The following is a 16,425-nucleotide window of genomic DNA, read 5'->3' on the forward strand; positions in this document are numbered from 1 at the left end:
GGCGATAGGGTCAGCCCAACGGCGGGAAGGGCCGGAGATGAAAGACCAGTTCACCCTCACCCAGAAGCGGGCCTTGGCGGTCTTCACCGTGCTCGCCCTGTTGCTCGGGGTCTATTTCCTGCGCAGCTTCTTCGTCCTGATCGTGATGGCCGCGGTCGGTGCCTATCTGTTCACCCCCCTCTATCAACGGTTTCAACGCCGGCTCGGCACTGGCCTGTCGGCCACGCTGACACTGCTGGTCGCCATCCTCATGGTGATCATCCCGGTGGCTCTCGTGGTGTTCATGGCCATCGTCCAGGTCACGCAGCTCGTCAACACGGTCAGCACGTGGATTGCCGAGACCGACATCAGCACGCTCGGTGACCGGGCGCTGCAACTGATCAACTCGATGCTGGGGCGGGTGCCGTTCCTGGACATCCACCTCACCGCGGATTCGTTGCGCGACACCGTGGTCAAGCTTTCGCAGCACCTCGGAGAATGGCTGCTGGGCATCCTGCAGGGCGCGGTCGGCGGCATGGTGGGCGCCATCACGTCGTCGATCATCTTCCTGTACGTGTTCATCTCGATGCTGGTCAACAGCGCCGAGATGGCCACGCTGATCCGCAGGCTGAACCCGTTGGGCGAGGAGATCACCGACCTCTATCTGGCCAAGACCGGCGCCATGGTGAAGGGAACAGTCAAGGGCCAGTTCGTGATCGCGTTCTGCCAGGGTGTGGCCGGGGCGATCTCGATCTACATCGCAGGCTTCCACAACGGGTTCTTCGTCTTCGCGATCCTGTTGACCGCACTGTCGGTGATCCCGCTCGGCGGCGGCATCGTGACGATCCCGTTCGGCATCGGAATGATGTTCTTCGGCAACATCATCGGCGGCATCTTCGTGGTGGTGTTCCACCTGCTGGTGGTGACCAACATCGACAACCTGCTGCGCCCGTGGCTCGTGCCCAAGGCGGCCCGGCTCGACCCCGCACTGATGCTGCTGGCGGTGTTCGCCGGTATCTCGATGTTCGGCTTCTTCGGTCTGGTGATCGGGCCTGTGCTGATGATCATCATCGTCACGACGGTCAGCGTGTACCTGGCCGTCTACAAGGGCGTCGAGCTCGAAACCGACGAGCCCGACGAACCGGGCCGGCGCCCCTGGCGGCGGTTGTGGGACTGGATCCAGAAACGGCTCGGGGGCGAGAAGACCGCACCCCGAGCCGAAGCGGACGCTACGCCGTCAGACGCTCAGTGAGAAACGCCACCACCCGCTTTCGCGCCTCATAGGCCGGATGCCCGTCGACCTCGCGTACCTGATCGGTCAGCACCGAATGCGCTGACGCCGAGAGGCCGTGGGCGTTGCCCTTCTTGGAGTCGATCTCGATGACCTCGAACGCGTCGCCGAGGCGGGCCTTGAGAGTGGCGAACCGCTCCCCCGGCGCCAACTTGTCCTGGCTGAACCGCAGCGCCAGCGCGCACAGGCCGTCGTTGGCGACGCGCTGTTCGATGACCTTGAGTTCGGCCTCCGACATGCCCGGATCGCGTTTCTGCGCGGCCGTCAGGGCGACCGGCACCGATGGCTGGCTCAGCACCGGGGCCAGCACGCTGTCGTCCACGGCGGCCGCGAGTGCGAAACCACCCGTGAAGCACTGCCCGATGACGCCGACGCCCTTACCGGGCGTGGTGGCGTTGAGATCGCGGGCCAAGGCGCGCAGGTAATGCGCGACGGGCCGGTCGGCATTGGTGGCGAATGCCGAAAACTCCCGTGTCACACAGGCCTTCAGCGTGACCGGGATGGCGCCCGGACGTACCGCGGCTGCGCCGGGGGTGCCGAACAGTGATGGGGCCGCCACGGTGAAACCGTTGTCGACCAGATGGTTGCCGAGTGCGAGCACACCGGGATGCAGGCCGGGAATCTCGGGAATCAAGACCACGCCGGGGCCTTCGCCCTTGCGGTACACGTCATAGGTCTGATCGGCGGCGGTGAAAGGAGTGGCGGTCCACCCGGTGAGATCTGCAACTGGCGACGACAACACGGGCTCCATCCGTTAGAGCGTCACGGCCTCTTGATCGGCAGCGGCGACTGCTTCTGCGTCGCACCCGCCAGCGTACGGTACTCCTCAGTACCACCGGCGCCCGTGATGGCAACCTGCGCCGGTCCGCTCAGCTTCGCCGTCCACACCGGTTCCGGGTCGCTGCTCTCGTAGACCACCCAGGTCACCCCGTCCACGTTCTGGGTGCCCGACGCATACGAATCCGGCTTGATCGAGGCAATCAGGGCCGCCTCGTCGGCGTTGCTCTGGGTCAGGCTCAGGTAGTGGCCGCTCGGTGACAGGTAGCCGATGCGGGAGGACACCGCGCGGCCATGCTGGCCGTCGGGCAGCGTCAGCCCGCCGTCGATGCCGTGGCGGCTGCCGGAGTTGGGCTGCCAGCCCTCGGGCAGCTGGGGCAACCGGATGGGAATCTTCAGAGCGTCGGCGTCGGCCTGCAGTGCGGCCGGAGCATCGAATTCCGGAGCCGGGCCCGCCTCGGGCCCGCCCGCCTGGAACGAGCACATACCCAGCATTCCGGCGAGGACGATGCAGGCCACCACCAGCGGGGCCATCGACCAGAACATGTCCCGGCCGTCCTGCAGTAACCGGGACTTGGCAGGCTTGGGAGCCGGGGTGGGCTGGGAGGTCGGCTCGGAGGACATGCTCGCCAGTATCCCAGCTCCCAAACGCTGACCACGTTCTGGGACAATCTGGGCCATGAGTCCCACGCGGGGAGAAGCCCCGGATCGTAACCTTGCCCTCGAACTCGTCCGGGTGACCGAGGCCGGCGCCATGGCCGCAGGCCGCTGGGTCGGCCGCGGCGACAAGGAGGGCGGGGACGGGGCCGCCGTCGACGCCATGCGTGAGCTGGTCAATTCCGTGTCGATGCGCGGCGTCGTGGTGATCGGCGAGGGCGAAAAAGACGAAGCACCGATGCTGTTCAACGGTGAAGAGGTCGGCAACGGCGACGGGCCGGAGTGCGACTTCGCCGTCGACCCGGTCGACGGCACCACGCTGATGAGCAAGGGCATGCCCAATGCCATCTCGGTGCTCGCGGTCGCCGAGCGGGGCGCGATGTTCGACCCGTCGGCGGTGTTCTACATGAACAAGATCGCCGTCGGGCCGGAGTGCGCCGACGCCATCGACATCACCGCCCCGATCGGCGAGAACATCCGGCGAGTGGCCAAGGTGCGCGGTGCGTCGGTCAGCGATCTGACCGTGTGCATCCTGGACCGGCCCCGGCACGCCCAGCTGATCGACGATGCCCGTGCCGCGGGTGCCCGCATCCGGCTGATCACCGACGGCGACGTCGCCGGGGCGATTTCGGCCTGCCGCCCCAACTCCGGAACCGACATCCTGGCCGGCATCGGCGGGACGCCCGAGGGCATCATCGCCGCGGCCGCGATCCGCTGTATGGGCGGCGCGATCCAGGCCCAGCTGGCGCCCACCGACGACGCCGAACGCCAGAAGGCCATCGACGCCGGGTACGACCTGGACCAGGTGCTGTCGACGGACGACCTCGTCTCGGGTGAGAACGTATTCTTCTGCGCGACCGGCGTCACCGACGGTGACCTGCTCAAGGGCGTCCAGTACTACCCGGGCGGCTGCACCACCCAGTCCATCGTGATGCGCTCCAAGTCCGGCACCGTGCGGATGATCGAGGCCTACCACCGGCTGACGAAACTCAACGAGTACTCCGCCATCGACTTCACCGGCGACAAGACCGCCGCCTACCCGCTCCCGTAATCCGCCAGAAAGGGCAACATGAGCACCGATACCGACGGAGCTGTCGAGTACCGCATCGAGCACGACACCATGGGCGAGGTCCGGGTGCCGGTCAACGCCCTGTGGCGGGCACAGACCCAGCGCGCCGTGGAGAACTTCCCGATCTCCTTCCGCGGGCTGGAGCGCACCCAGATCCGCGCGCTCGGCCTGCTGAAGGCCGCCTGCGCGCAGGTCAACAAGGACCTGGGCCTGCTGGCCGGCGACAAGGCCGACGCCATCATCGCCGCGGCCGGTGAGATCGCCGACGGCCTGCACGACGACCAGTTCCCGATCGACGTGTTCCAGACCGGGTCGGGCACCAGCTCGAATATGAACGCCAACGAGGTGATCGCCTCGATCGCCGCCCGCAACGGCGTGACCGTGCATCCGAATGACGACGTGAACATGTCGCAGAGCTCCAATGACACGTTCCCGACGGCCACCCACATCGCGGCCACCGAAGCCGCTGTGCGCCATCTGATTCCGGCGCTCGAGGTGCTCCACGAGTCGCTGGCCGCCAAGTCCAAGCAGTGGAAGACCGTGGTGAAGTCCGGCCGCACCCACCTGATGGACGCGGTGCCGGTGACGCTGGGCCAGGAGTTCGGTGGCTACGCCCGCCAGATCGAGGCCGGCATCGAAAGGGTCAAGGCCACGCTGCCCCGCCTCGGTGAGCTCGCCATCGGCGGCACCGCCGTGGGCACCGGACTCAACGCCCCCGACGGCTTCGGCGCCAAGGTGGTCGAGGTTCTGGTCAACCAGACCGGCCTGGCCGAATTGCGTACCGCCGCAGACTCGTTCGAGGCTCAGGCGGCCCGCGACGGGCTGGTCGAGGCATCGGGTGCGCTGAAGACCATCGCGGCCTCGCTGACCAAGATCGCCAACGATGTGCGCTGGATGGGCTCGGGCCCGCTGACCGGCCTGGGCGAGATCCAGCTGCCGGACCTGCAGCCGGGCAGCTCGATCATGCCGGGCAAGGTCAATCCCGTTCTGCCCGAAGCGGTTACCCAGGTTGCCGCCCAGGTCATCGGCAACGACGCCGCCGTCACCGTCGGCGGCCTGTCGGGCGCGTTCGAGCTCAATGTCTACATCCCGATGATGGCTCGCAACGTGCTGGAGTCGTTCACCCTGCTGAGCAATGTCTCCCGGTTGTTCGCCGAGAAGTGCATCGACGGCCTGGTGGCCAACGAGGAGCACCTGCGTACCCTCGCCGAGTCCTCGCCGTCGATCGTGACGCCGCTGAACTCGGCGATCGGCTACGAGGAGGCCGCCAAGGTCGCCAAGCAGGCGCTCAAGGAGAAGAAGACCATCCGCCAGACCGTGATCGACCGCGGCCTGCTCGGCGACAAGCTGTCGGAGGCCGAGCTGGACAAGCGCCTCGACGTGCTGGCCATGGCGAAGGTCAAGCCGGGCGAGTAGCCCTCACCTTTCCCGCGAGCAGACACAGAATCGCACTATTTCCTCGGAAATAGTGCGATTTTGTTCGGGGCCTCCCGCTTGCGGGGGACTGTTGGGCATTACTCGGGAAGCGGTGCGGCCCAACGCAACACGGTGCCGCCGCCGGGCCGGTCGGTGACGGTGAACGTGCCGCCCGCACTCAACGCGCGGGCCCGCAGGTTGCCCAGCCCGCTCTCGGTCACGTCGGCGGCGATCCCGCAACCGTTGTCGGACACCTCGATGGACAGGTCGTCGGCAACCTCCACGACGACAGTGAGTTCGCTTGCCCCCGAATGGCGTACCGCGTTGCTGATCGCCTCGCGCAGCACCGCCTCGGCATGGTCGGCCAGGGTCGCATCGACCACCGACAGCGGACCGACCAAGCGTGTGCCGATGTGCACCGGCGCGTCGGCGAACTGGGCGATCACCTCATCGAGCCGCTGTCGCAGCCGCGTCGTACCGGCCTGTGCGCCATGCAGATCGAAGATCGCGGTCCGGATCTCCTGGATGACCGCCTGCAGGTCATCGACAGTGCCGCTGAGCCGCTGCCGAACCTCCGGAGATTGCGCCCGCGGGATCGTGCCCTGCAGTGACAGGCCCACTGCGAACAGCCGCTGGATCACGTGGTCGTGCAGGTCGCGGGCGATCCGGTCGCGATCGGCGAGGATCTCCAGCTCACGCACACTGCGCTGCGAGCTGGCCAATTGCCAGGCCACGGCAGCCTGGTCGGCGAACGCCGCGGCCATGTCGAGCTGTTCGGCGGTGAAGGTCCGCGCCCCGTCGGCGCGGACGGCCACCAGCACCCCGGCGACGGTGTCTACCGTGCGCAGCGGCAGCACCAGCGCCGGACCACCTGAGCCGTCCAGCTCGAGGCGGTCCAGCCGGTGCGGAGTGCCGTCACGGAACGCCGCACCCACCGCGTCGTCAGCTGCCGGGCCCAGCGGAAGCGAGTCGATCGCGGTCGCGCTGCCCGCGGTGGCGGCCACCACCAGGGTGTCGGTCTCATCGGCCAGAGCCTCACCTGGCACCGCGACCACGATGCGGTCGGCACCGGTCAGCTTGAGCGCCTCGTCGGCGACCATCCGGAACACCGTGGCCGGATCGGTGCCGGCCAGTAGTTCGGTACCGATGTCGCGCGTAGCCGTGATCCAGGCCTGACGGTCGCGGGACAGTTGGTACAGCCGGGCGTTCTCCACCGCGACACCCGCGGCCGCGGCCAGCGCTTCGACGAGCACCTCGTCGTCCTCGCTGAACGGCTGCCCGTTGGTCTTGTCGGTCAGGTAGAGGTTGCCGAACACCTCGTCACGGATTCGGACCGGCACACCGAGAAAGGTCCGCATCGGCGGGTGATTCGGCGGGAACCCGACCGAGGAAGGGTGCCTGTGAATGTCGTCGAGCCGGATCGGTTTCGGATCGTCGATCAACACGCCGAGCACGCCGCGCCCTTCGGGCAGATGTCCGATCAGGGCCCGGGTTTCGTCGTCGATGCCCTGATAGACGAACTCGGTGAGCTCATGATCATCGCCACGTACACCCAGTGCGCCGTAGCGGGCGTCGACCAGCTCGATCGCGGTCCGCACGATGGTGCTCAGCGTGACTTCGAGATCCAGTCCCGAGGTGACGGCGAGCATGGCCTCGACGAGGCCGTCGATCCGGTCACGGCCGGTGATGATCTCCTCGACCCGATCCTGGACCTCGGTGAGCAATTCGCGTAACCGCAGCTGCGACAGAGTGTTCCGCAACGACGAGTTGGGCGCGTCGTCGTCGGGACCCGCGCCGTGTCCGGTCACCTCCGCCATACCCGCATCATCGCCGATGATCGCGACGCTCGAGCGTGGAGGCGAACACCGCGGCCTGCGTGCGGCGTTCCATGCCCAGCTTGGCCAGCAATCGCGACACATAGTTCTTGACGGTCTTCTCGGCGAGGAACATCCGGGCCGCGATCTGCCGGTTGGTCAGCCCCTCCCCCAGCAGGTCCAGCAGCACCCGCTCCTGTTGGGTCAGCCCGGCCAGCGGGTCGGAGCGCTCGGCGTCGCCGCGCAGTTTGGCCATCAGTGCGGTGGCGGCACGGTTGTCCAGCAGGGATTTCCCGGCCCCGACGTCCTTGATCGCCTGGGCCAGTTCCATGCCCTTGATGTCCTTGACCACGTAGCCGCTGGCCCCTGCCAAGATGGCATCCAGCATGGCCTCGTCGGAGGTGAACGACGTCAGCATCAGGCACCGCAGATCGGGCATCCGAGACAACAGATCCCGGCACAGCTCGATGCCGTTGCCGTCGGGCAGGCGCACATCGAGTACCGCGACGTCTGGCGCCAGCGCAGGCACCCGGGCCAGCGCCTGGGCCACCGAGTCGGCCTCACCGATCACGTCCAGCTCGGGGTCGGCGCTGAGCAGATCGATCAGCCCGCGGCGAACCACCTCATGGTCGTCGACCAGAAAGACTCTGATCATCACCCGAGTCTCACAACCGGCGGCGCCGATCGCAAGTGAGCACCCCACAACCGGAGGCCGCCAACGCCGTCCGCAGCTCGGCCGAATCCGGATGGTCGGCACCGAGCACCAGCACCTGAGCCGAGTCCGGATGTGCCGCAAGGTATTCCGCAGCTCCATCGTAGCCGTCGATGCTCTGCACATCGAGATCCGGAGACCGTTTCAGCGCACGGGCCAGGCGACGCTCAAGTTGCGCCGCTGACAGCCGGTCTCGCTCGGCGACGGCACTGGCGTCATACATCTCGCGGTGCCGGGCTCCCCAGGTGGTCAGCACCCGCAGCGGTGCGCCGCGCCGCAGCGCCTCCTCGATCGCGGTGTGCAGGGCGTCATTGCTCGTGGCGCGGCCATCGGCCTCGACCACGACGGCAGCGGTCGCGGTGATGGTGGCAGCGGGCTCGATCAGGGTGTCGGTCATGGTCATCTCCTATTCCGAGGTCTCGATGGTCAGGACAGTGTCGACGGGCCGGCGCGGCGTGGGCGGCGGTACATCGGTGATCGTCGGGGCGATGCCGATCCGTACGAGCAGTTGCGGGCAGGCATCGCGACCGATCAGGGAGGCGATGATGTCGCGGCTGGCGTGCAACTCGGTCACGTGACTCACCGGACAGGTGCTCAGACCCGAGAGCGTGCACTCCAGGAGCAGCGACGAGAGGGCCTCGCCCGCGTCGAGGGCGTCCGCACGGCTGTACCCGTCAGTGGAGAGCACGACGAGCGTGGCCGAATCGTCGCGAACCGTCGGCCGCCGATCGCTGTGTGTGGTGACCGGGAAAGTGCGCGCCACCGCGACCCGTTCACTTTCGGCAGCCGACACCAGCGAGCTCTGCGGGATGCCATCTTCGGTCGCGAACGGTGTTGTCCACCAAGCCAGCTCGGCGTGGTAACCGGAATCGTAGAGCCGCAGTGACTCGGTCAGCTCAGCCGCCTCGGCCACCGCTGAGCGCTGGTCCTCGGCCAGCACGTCCAGATGTGCCGGGCCGTCGTCCAGCCGCGCCCGCAACAACGTTTCGAAGGAATCCCAGTCCACGTACCGGCTCATCGGCAGGCGGTCGGTGCGCCGGGCCATGATCGCATCGGCGCGCCGGCGGTGGGCCTCGGTGACGAAGTCCATCGGCGAAAACTGAAGCGTCGCCAGATGATCCAGATCGTTCGGGTTGGGAAAGCGATCGACGGCGGTGGCCCACCCCGCCGCCGCCATGGCGACCCGCAGGTGGTCCAGCAGCACACCGCAGCTGATGACCGCTTCTCGCGAGGACCGGTCGGTCACGGTCACCACCCGATTGGGATCGAGATGCAGATGCAGGCAACCACCTCGGGCCACCAGCCGCCACGGCTGGGTGTTGTGCAGCGAAGGCGCACGCGATGCCAACTGCACCGCACGGGTGAGGGTCGCGGTATCCAACATCGTCTGAGGCATGCCTCAAGCCTCGTCGCGCCCGAGCCCGCCGGTTAGGGTCTTTGGTCCTCAAACCGACGCGATGTGCGTCTCATCCCCGGCTCGATCGCCGTGTCATGCCCCGTTGTTCGGACCACCGGAATTCGCTCCGGGGATGTCGGTGATCGGGAAGTTCGGCATCGGCGGAGGTGAGGGTGTCGCGGGCAGCGCCGGGATCTCCTCCGGCGGAATGTCCTTGAGCGCCTCGGCCGGCGGCACCGGCGGGCCGTTCTCCCTGCTGCCGTAACTGGTGCCCGGTTCGCACTCACCGAGCATGTGGCTGACAGTCACGAGGTGGTAGCCGTTGGCCTTGAGCACCGGGATGAACTGCTGCACCAGGTCCACGGTGGACGAGTAGGTGTCGTGAAACAGCACCACATTGTTGGGCCTGATCTGCGTCATCAGCATGTAGCGGGTCGCACCGATGTTGGCGTCGTTGGCCCAGTCGAACGGGATCACGTCCCAGTTGATGTCGGCCAGACCCTGCTTGCGTGCCTCGGCCAGGACCTGGTCGTTGATCAGCCCGCCTGCCGTGCGCACCAGCTTCGGTCGCGTGCCCGTCGCGGCCTCGATGGCGTCACTGGCCTTGCTGAACTGCGCCGGAATCTCCTCGGGCGGGATGGTGGTCATGTTGGGGTGTTCCCAAGTGTGGCTGCCCAGTTCCATCCCGGCCTCGACCACGCGCTTGGCGCCTTCGGGATTGGCGGCGACCTTGTTGCCGATCTGGAAGAACGTGGCCTTGGCGTCGTTGTCCTTGAGGATCTGCAGCAGCCGGTCGGTGTACGGCCCTGGCCCGTCGTCAAAGGTCAGGGCGATGCACTTCTCCGTGGCACAGTCCACGTGATCGGGATCGTCGCGCCGGATGTGCCCGGTGAGCACCCCGACCACCAGGACCACCACGGCGGCAGTCACGCCGACTACGGTCCACCGCCACGCCTGACTCTTGGGTAGCCTCGCCACTCCGGCAGCCTACCGGCCTGCGATTTGTGTGCGTTTACCGGCGGTGATCGCCGGTAAACGCACACAAATCACTCAGGGCAGCGCGCCCGGACTGAACTCCTCCAGCATTTCGGTGACCAGTGCGGCGATCGGCGAGCGTTCGCTGCGCTGCAGCGTGATGTGGGCGAACAAGGGGTGACCCTTGAGCTTCTCGATCACCGCTGCGACGCCGTCGTGACGGCCCACCCGCAGGTTGTCCCGCTGGGCCACGTCGTGGGTGAGCACCACCCGCGAGCCCGCACCCAGCCGCGACAGCACCGTCAGCAGCACATTGCGTTCCAGGGACTGTGCTTCGTCGACGATCACGAACGAATCGTGCAGCGACCTGCCCCGAATGTGGGTCAGCGGAAGCACTTCCAGCATGCCGCGGGACAGCACCTCGTCGAGGACCGCAGAGCTGGCCAACCCTTCGAGCGTGTCGAAGACAGCCTGGGCCCACGGACCCATCTTCTCGCTCTCGCTGCCCGGCAGGTAGCCGAGATCCTGTCCACCGACCGCGTACAGCGGACGGAAGACCACCACCTTGCGCTGGGTTCGGCGTTCCAGCACCGCTTCGAGGCCCGCGCACAATGCCAGCGCCGATTTGCCGGTGCCGGCCTTGCCACCGAGGGACACGATGCCGACGGATTCGTCGAGCAGCAGATCGAGGGCGACGCGTTGTTCGGCTGACCTTCCCCGGAGGCCGAACACTTCGCGATCCCCGCGTACCAACTGCACCCGCTTCTCGGCATTGACTCGGCCGAGCGCCGACGAACTACCACTGAGCAACCGAATTCCGGTGTGGCAGGGCAGATCCCGGGCCTCGGCCAGATCGATCTCGCCATCGGCGAACAGGGTGTCGACATCTTCTGTCGCCACGTCGAATTCGGTCATGCCGGTCCAGCCCGACACGACGACATCCTGCGCGTGGTATTCGTCGGCCGCCATGCCGACCGCGCCGGCTTTGACGCGGAGCGGGATGTCCTTGCTCACCAGCGTGACTTGCTTACCCTCCGCCGCGAGATTGGCCGCGCACGCGAGGATCCGGGTGTCGTTGGTGTCGGTGCGGAAGCCCGTGGGCAACACCGACGGGTCGATGTGATTCAACTCGACCTGCAACGTACCGCCTTCTGTGCCAACAGGAATCGGCTGATCCAGCCGTCCATGCTCAAGGCGCAGATCATCGAACATCCGTAGCGCCTGCCGGGCGAACCAACCCAGCTCGTGGTGGTGCCGTTTGGCTTCCAGCTCGCTGATCACGACCAGCGGGACCACCACTTCATGCTCGGCGAACCGGTTGCATGCCCATGGATCGGACAGCAACACGGACGTGTCGAGCACATAGGTACGGACAGGAGTATCAGTCACGTGGCGCTCCTAGAACCCGCGCGGCCCCACACGAGTTGCTCGGTGGACACTGCGGCACCAGGACCGGAGCCGGTCCTCTCGTGATCAAACCGATCGGTACCGTCCGGACAGCAGAGCATGTCGCTAGCCATCGGATTCGACGCTACTCCCGCCTCGGCGGGGTTGCTGGCTGGCGCGCCGCGTGAATGACGCCCGCCGCGTTACGTGTTGATGAACTCCTGGAGCGCGGGTTCGTCGGCCAGGCCCCAGGCGGTGATCCGGTCGGAGATGACCTGCGCCAAAGCGGCCTTGTCGAAGATCCCGGACTCGGCCACCAGCGCGACCTTGTCCTGGTAGGCGTCGATGTCCGCGCCGATCACGTCGAGTTCGCGGGCCCGGGCGGCGATGGCCTCGATGGTCTCGTCGCGGTGGGTGCCCAGCACGTGCGACACCAGGTTGGCGAAGAAGAGTTCGTGGCGTTCCTCGTCGCGGGCGATGCGGTCGATCAACGCGGCCAGGACCGGCTCGGTGAGCTGTGCCCGCAGGTTACGGCTGAACACGGCATGCGCGCGCTCGAAGAACGCCATGAACACCAGCGTCTCGATCTGGCTGTAGCGGTCGGCGCGGTAGCCCTTCATGACGTGCTCGACCCGGACGTCCTCGTTCGCCGTCGGATCGATCTCGCGGGTGACGACGAGGTAGTTGCGCAGGGCGACGGCGTGCAGGTGTTCCTCGGCCGTCCAGCGGCCCAGGAAGCGGCCCCACTTCTCCTCGAGGATGAAGTGCTCGACGAGCTCGCGGTGGTAGCCGGACAGATTGTCCTTGGTGATCAGCAGGATCTCCAAGGCGTCGGTGACGTTCTTGGGCAACGTCACCTGAGACGGATCCCAGTCCTGGCCACCGAGGAAAGCGAAGTTCTCACCCTGGTCGAACGGCACGTAATCGTGTGCGTACCAGAGATCCTCGGTGTCCAGGTGGCGACGCAGCTCTGCTTCGACAACCGGCTCGAGCTCAAGGGTCAGCGCGTTAGCGACAGGTTTCTGTGCCATGAGGTAACTGTAACCCGGGTTTACATGTTCTTGAAAGTCGGGCCGCTGTGTGTCGCGGCCCGGCTCACACGGACGGTCAGAGGGTCAGGCCGGGGTACAGCGGGTTGGCATCGAGCAACTCGGCCGAGGCGGCGTGCACACGATCGGCGGTGCCGTCGGCGAGCTTGTATTTGGCCTTCGAAGATCCCTCGGGCTGCGTGTTGGACAGCACCTCGACGATCAGCTCGGCAACGCGGTCGAAGTCGTCGGCGCCGAATCCGCGGCTCGTCAGCGCCGGGGTGCCCAGCCGGATGCCGCTGGTGTACCAGGCGCCGTTGGGGTCGGCCGGGATCGAGTTGCGATTGGTGACGACGCCGGCATCGAGCAGCGCGGACTCGGCCTGCCGGCCGGTCAGTCCGAACGAGCGCACATCCAGCAGCACGATGTGGTTGTCGGTGCCACCGGTGACCAGTCCCGCATCACGTTTGACGAATCCGTCGGCCAGCGCCTGGGCGTTGTCCGCGACCTGCTGGGCGTAGGCCTGGAACGCCGGCTGGCGCGCCTCGGCCAGGGCGACGGCCTTGGCGGCCATGACGTGGCTCAGCGGCCCGCCCAGCACCATCGGGCAGCCCTTGTCGACGGCAGGCGCGAACTCCTCGGTGGCCAGCACCATGCCGCCGCGCGGACCGCGCAGCGACTTGTGGGTGGTGGTCGTGGTGACGTGGGCGTGCGGCACCGGGTTCTCGTCACCCGTGAACACCTTGCCCGCCACCAGGCCGGCGAAGTGCGCCATGTCGACCATGAGGGTGGCCCCCACCTCGTCGGCGATCTCACGCATCTTGGCGAAGTTCACCCGACGCGGGTAAGCCGAGTAACCGGCGACCAGGATCAACGGCTTGAATTCGCGAGCTGCGGCGGCGACGGCGTCGTAGTCGAGGAACCCCGTCTCCGGGTTGGTGCCGTAGCTGCGCTGGTGGAACATCTTGCCGGAGATGTTGGGCCGGAAGCCGTGGGTCAGGTGCCCGCCGGCATCGAGCGACATGCCCAGCAGTCGTTGGTTGCCCAGCTTGTTGCGCAGCGTCTCCCAATCGGCCTCGGACAGGTCGTTGACGTGTTTTGCGCCGAAGTTGGCGAGCTCGGGCGCCTCGACCCGGGTGGCCAGGATCGCCCAGAAGGCAACCAGATTGGCATCGATACCCGAATGCGGCTGTACGTAGGCGTAGGGGGCGTCGAACAGTTCGCGGGCATGCTCGGCGGCGAGGGCCTCGACGGTGTCGACGTTCTGGCAGCCTGCATAGAAGCGGTGCCCGACGGTGCCCTCGGCGTACTTGTCGGAGAACCAGGTGCCCATGGTGAGCAGTACCGCCGGAGAGGCGTAGTTCTCGCTGGCGATCAGCTTGAGCGAATCGCGTTGATCGGCAAGCTCTTTGCGGGTGGCTGCCGCGACCCGGGGCTCGACGGATTCGATGACCTGCAGTGCGGCCCGATAGGCGGCGCTTGAGGTGTCGGCGTAATCAGCGCCGGAAGCCGCGGGCAAGGTGGATGACGAGTCTGCTGCCATGCGTTTTAGCCTAGTCGGAGCGGTTGTGGCCGTTGATCGGGCCCGGGCCGGGATAACCGGGATAGGGGTACGGCGGTTGTGCCGGCTGCGCGAGCGCGAGGCCACGGGTGAGCTTGGACATCAGCACGAACCATGCGACGGGCCCGGCAAAAACGCAGGCCCACCAGAGCAGCAGGCTCACGGTTTCCGACCACGGCGGCTCGCCGAGCAGTTTCATCAGGATCGATGGGAAGGTGCCGCTGTCTCCACCGTCGGCACAGAACAGGCCGAAGCCGAACATCGACGACCAGACGATGATCTGGGCCCAGGCCTGCCCGGAGGTGAGTTCCCGGCCCGGCTGCTTACGCATCATCCTGCTCGTCGCGACGAGGCAAAGCGCAAGCACAGGCGATGCGAGGACACCGAACACCACCATCCAGCCGAGCTGCGCAAAGAGTCCCCGACCGATCACCATCCACACTAGTAAGAGCATGTTGAGCGGCATGGCCAGCGCAGGGATGGACGACCGCAGCTCAGACACCCTGCGAGCCTAAGCCCGCAATGCCGAGGGGATCAGCGGCTCATCAATCGGCAGTGTGGTTCCAAGCGCCGCCGGCCTTGCCATTGGCATAGCCGCCGCCCGGCCATCCCTTGCTCCAGTCGTGACCGGCCCAGGCACCTCCGGGCCAGCCCTTGCTCCAGTCATGACCGGCCCACGCGCCGCCGGGCCAGGGACTCACCAGGCCAGGCGTGGGCGGTTCCACTTCCTCGCCATTCAAAATCACGACGGGATCAGCATTGGCCACCACCGCGGGTCCGACGAAGCCGGCCAGCCCCATCGAGCCTGCCGCTATGACCACACCGGCCATGCGCTTGATCCGGCTCGATGCCGTGCTTGTTGCAGACATGTCGACTCCCTTGCTGCCGCCCGGTTCTGTCGCACATTGCTCAGCAAACACACTACTCCGCGGCAACGAGGCCGATCAAGCTGTCGAGCGATCAGAGCCACGCCACGCCGCAACACGGATCAAGGTCAGTATTTGCACTTTCAACAGTACTTTCCAGCAACGGATCGACCACCCGCCCAAAACTCGACCGGCGCGAGCCGACGAACGCCGGAGAACTCGTCAGCAAATCCCTGATGCGAAGAGACGGCTACAGGGTCGACGGAATCAGCGGCTCATCGAGCAGCCGGCCGAAACGCTGCGTCAGCGACACGCCATCGGGCCGGTCGTCCAGCCATGCCCGCAACAGCCGGTAGCCCTCGATGTAGGTGCTGGTGTAGGCCCGCCACAACGGCGAGGACAGGAACCGCAGGGACTGCCGCGCCCGGGTGTCGTCGACCAGCAGCCATCGCTTGAGGAATTCGGCCACCTCGTCGACATCGCGGTGCTCGTCGTGCAGCATCAGCGCAGCGTCCTGACGCACGTCGGCCAGCCCGGCGACGGCCTCCGAGATGGCCTCGGCGCGCTCCCCGTCGAACCGCAGCCCCAGGTCGGCATAGATGTCGGCCGCCCATGTCCCCCAGCCCGGTCCGACGATGGCGTGCAACGCCAGGTCGGCCAGGCCCTCGGCCATCAGGCATTGCGGGGTGTTGACGAGGAAGATCGTCTGTTCCAGCTCGCCGTCGCGGGCCACCAGGCCGGCCTCTTTGCGGCAGTGCTCGGTGTGATGGCCGGGGTAGGACTCGTGGGCCACCAGCCGGGGCAGGTTGGCCATCTGTTGTTTCAGGTCGGCGTTGACCGCGACGGTGGACTTGTAATCGCCCAGGTAGTAGTTGAATCCCGACCACGGCTTGTCGGTGACCACCTCATAGGTGATGGTCTCGGTCTCCGGCAGCGGGTACACCGCCCGTACCTTGTCGCGCAGGGCCGAGGAGAACGCATGGATGCACTCCTCGAGCCGTGCCGGTGGGATCTCGTCTCCGCTGCGGTGGGCCTGAATCCGTTCGGCCAGTGGGCCGGTACCGCCGAGTGCGTCGTCCAGCTTGGCGTGGGCCTGGCGGTAGCGCTCGGGATCGCCCTTGGCGATCCGCACGTCGAAATAGGCCTGCACCTCGTCGACGAAGCCGACCTGCTCGCCGGCGAACTTCCGGCCCGCGCAGCTGAGCGCGCGCAGGTGCGCGGCGATGTACTCGGCGCGGTCGTGTTCGAGATCACCGGGGATCTGCGTCAGTAACCGGTCGGCCTGGCGGGCCAGATCGGCGGGGTCGGGTGCGGGCTCGTTCTCCACCACGCGACGCAGCTGGGGGTCACCGGTGAACGAATCGACGTAGCCGTCCTCGACGCGGTCGAAGCGCAGGCCGACAAGCAGATACTCGCGAATGAGGGTGGCCGAATCCGTCACCGCGCCGGTTCCGGAGCCCGTCGTTTTCTCGATCCCGTTAGCCATGCCCACAACCGT

Annotated in this window: 16 protein-coding genes; 3 read left to right on the top strand and 13 right to left on the bottom strand. The window is 66.9% G+C overall.

Going from position 1 to position 16,425, the window contains the following annotated elements; genetic code table 11:
- Positions 1-37: 37 nt before the first annotated feature.
- Complete coding sequence (locus QQ25_RS24170; RefSeq protein ID WP_039381487.1) at positions 38-1,231, top strand: AI-2E family transporter; 1,194 nt, start codon at positions 38-40, stop codon at positions 1,229-1,231.
- On the opposite strand, the gene QQ25_RS24175 is transcribed toward QQ25_RS24170, so the two are convergent.
- Positions 1,209-2,009 carry a dienelactone hydrolase family protein gene (locus QQ25_RS24175; protein ID WP_039324498.1) on the bottom strand — a complete coding sequence of 267 codons (801 nt, stop codon included), beginning with the start codon at positions 2,007-2,009 and terminating at the stop codon, positions 1,209-1,211. The two genes, QQ25_RS24170 and QQ25_RS24175, sit on opposite strands and share 23 nt — an antisense overlap.
- A gap of 23 nt (positions 2,010-2,032) precedes the next feature.
- Positions 2,033-2,671 carry a DUF4245 domain-containing protein gene (locus QQ25_RS24180; protein WP_039381488.1) on the bottom strand — a complete coding sequence of 213 codons (639 nt, stop codon included), beginning with the start codon at positions 2,669-2,671 and terminating at the stop codon, positions 2,033-2,035.
- 55 nt (positions 2,672-2,726) lie between these two features.
- Here QQ25_RS24180 and glpX point away from each other — a divergent pair, with 55 nt between their 5' ends.
- Both glpX and QQ25_RS24190 read left to right on the top strand, forming a co-directional pair.
- Positions 2,727-3,755, top strand: coding sequence for a class II fructose-bisphosphatase (gene glpX / locus QQ25_RS24185; protein ID WP_052236031.1), 1,029 nt, complete (start codon positions 2,727-2,729; stop codon positions 3,753-3,755).
- Between the two features lie 18 nt (positions 3,756-3,773).
- Positions 3,774-5,189 (top strand): class II fumarate hydratase, encoded by a 1,416-nt coding sequence (locus QQ25_RS24190; RefSeq protein WP_039381490.1) that lies wholly within the window; start codon positions 3,774-3,776, stop codon positions 5,187-5,189.
- A 98-nt stretch (positions 5,190-5,287) separates the two neighbouring features.
- On the opposite strand, the gene QQ25_RS24195 is transcribed toward QQ25_RS24190, so the two are convergent.
- The 11 genes from QQ25_RS24195 to QQ25_RS24245 form a co-directional block, all read right to left on the bottom strand.
- Complete coding sequence (locus QQ25_RS24195; protein ID WP_039381491.1) at positions 5,288-7,006, bottom strand: sensor histidine kinase; 1,719 nt, start codon at positions 7,004-7,006, stop codon at positions 5,288-5,290.
- 7 nt (positions 7,007-7,013) lie between these two features.
- Positions 7,014-7,658 (bottom strand): hypoxia response regulator transcription factor DosR/DevR, encoded by a 645-nt coding sequence (gene dosR / locus QQ25_RS24200; protein ID WP_039324061.1) that lies wholly within the window; start codon positions 7,656-7,658, stop codon positions 7,014-7,016.
- 10 nt (positions 7,659-7,668) lie between these two features.
- A complete protein-coding gene (locus QQ25_RS24205; RefSeq protein WP_157847842.1) occupies positions 7,669-8,112 on the bottom strand; it encodes a universal stress protein in 444 nt (147 codons plus the stop codon).
- 9 nt (positions 8,113-8,121) lie between these two features.
- Entirely contained in the window at positions 8,122-9,111 is a 990-nt protein-coding gene (locus QQ25_RS24210; protein WP_039381493.1) for an Acg family FMN-binding oxidoreductase, read from the bottom strand.
- A 93-nt stretch (positions 9,112-9,204) separates the two neighbouring features.
- Positions 9,205-10,089: a polysaccharide deacetylase family protein gene (locus QQ25_RS24215; RefSeq protein WP_039381495.1), complete on the bottom strand. Its 885-nt coding sequence runs from the start codon at positions 10,087-10,089 to the stop codon at positions 9,205-9,207.
- Positions 10,090-10,161: 72 nt separating this feature from the next.
- On the bottom strand, positions 10,162-11,475 hold the full coding sequence (locus tag QQ25_RS24220) for an RNA 5'-3' helicase PhoH2 (protein WP_039381496.1): 1,314 nt from the start codon (positions 11,473-11,475) through the stop codon (positions 10,162-10,164).
- A gap of 200 nt (positions 11,476-11,675) precedes the next feature.
- The gene (locus tag QQ25_RS24225) at positions 11,676-12,503 is read right to left on the bottom strand and encodes an acyl-ACP desaturase (protein WP_039324065.1); all 828 of its coding nucleotides are present in this window, start codon (positions 12,501-12,503) and stop codon (positions 11,676-11,678) included.
- A gap of 76 nt (positions 12,504-12,579) precedes the next feature.
- Positions 12,580-14,043, bottom strand: coding sequence for a glycine hydroxymethyltransferase (locus tag QQ25_RS24230; protein WP_039381499.1), 1,464 nt, complete (start codon positions 14,041-14,043; stop codon positions 12,580-12,582).
- Between the two features lie 10 nt (positions 14,044-14,053).
- The gene (locus tag QQ25_RS24235; protein WP_052236033.1) at positions 14,054-14,563 is read right to left on the bottom strand and encodes a hypothetical protein; all 510 of its coding nucleotides are present in this window, start codon (positions 14,561-14,563) and stop codon (positions 14,054-14,056) included.
- Positions 14,564-14,606: 43 nt separating this feature from the next.
- Positions 14,607-14,930 carry a hypothetical protein gene (locus QQ25_RS24240; RefSeq protein WP_101906482.1) on the bottom strand — a complete coding sequence of 108 codons (324 nt, stop codon included), beginning with the start codon at positions 14,928-14,930 and terminating at the stop codon, positions 14,607-14,609.
- Between the two features lie 247 nt (positions 14,931-15,177).
- A complete protein-coding gene (locus tag QQ25_RS24245; RefSeq protein ID WP_039381503.1) occupies positions 15,178-16,413 on the bottom strand; it encodes a hypothetical protein in 1,236 nt (411 codons plus the stop codon).
- Positions 16,414-16,425: the final 12 nt, after the last annotated feature.

Source organism: Mycolicibacterium setense, assembly GCF_000805385.1.
GTDB classification, from domain to species: Bacteria; Actinomycetota; Actinomycetes; order Mycobacteriales; family Mycobacteriaceae; genus Mycobacterium; species Mycobacterium setense.

What these genes read in the sequence shown, in the direction of transcription:
- QQ25_RS24170 (WP_039381487.1), top strand. Translation starts at nt 38, where the DNA reads ATGAAAGACCAGTTCACCCTCACCCAGAAGCGGGCCTTGGCGGTCTTC.
- QQ25_RS24180 (WP_039381488.1), bottom strand. Translation starts at nt 2,671, where the DNA reads ATGTCCTCCGAGCCGACCTCCCAGCCCACCCCGGCTCCCAAGCCTGCC.
- glpX (WP_052236031.1), top strand. Translation starts at nt 2,727, where the DNA reads ATGAGTCCCACGCGGGGAGAAGCCCCGGATCGTAACCTTGCCCTCGAA.
- QQ25_RS24190 (WP_039381490.1), top strand. Translation starts at nt 3,774, where the DNA reads ATGAGCACCGATACCGACGGAGCTGTCGAGTACCGCATCGAGCACGAC.
- QQ25_RS24195 (WP_039381491.1), bottom strand. Translation starts at nt 7,006, where the DNA reads ATGGCGGAGGTGACCGGACACGGCGCGGGTCCCGACGACGACGCGCCC.
- dosR (WP_039324061.1), bottom strand. Translation starts at nt 7,658, where the DNA reads ATGATCAGAGTCTTTCTGGTCGACGACCATGAGGTGGTTCGCCGCGGG.
- QQ25_RS24205 (WP_157847842.1), bottom strand. Translation starts at nt 8,112, where the DNA reads ATGACCGACACCCTGATCGAGCCCGCTGCCACCATCACCGCGACCGCT.
- QQ25_RS24210 (WP_039381493.1), bottom strand. Translation starts at nt 9,111, where the DNA reads ATGCCTCAGACGATGTTGGATACCGCGACCCTCACCCGTGCGGTGCAG.
- QQ25_RS24225 (WP_039324065.1), bottom strand. Translation starts at nt 12,503, where the DNA reads ATGGCACAGAAACCTGTCGCTAACGCGCTGACCCTTGAGCTCGAGCCG.
- QQ25_RS24230 (WP_039381499.1), bottom strand. Translation starts at nt 14,043, where the DNA reads ATGGCAGCAGACTCGTCATCCACCTTGCCCGCGGCTTCCGGCGCTGAT.
- QQ25_RS24240 (WP_101906482.1), bottom strand. Translation starts at nt 14,930, where the DNA reads ATGTCTGCAACAAGCACGGCATCGAGCCGGATCAAGCGCATGGCCGGT.
- QQ25_RS24245 (WP_039381503.1), bottom strand. Translation starts at nt 16,413, where the DNA reads ATGGCTAACGGGATCGAGAAAACGACGGGCTCCGGAACCGGCGCGGTG.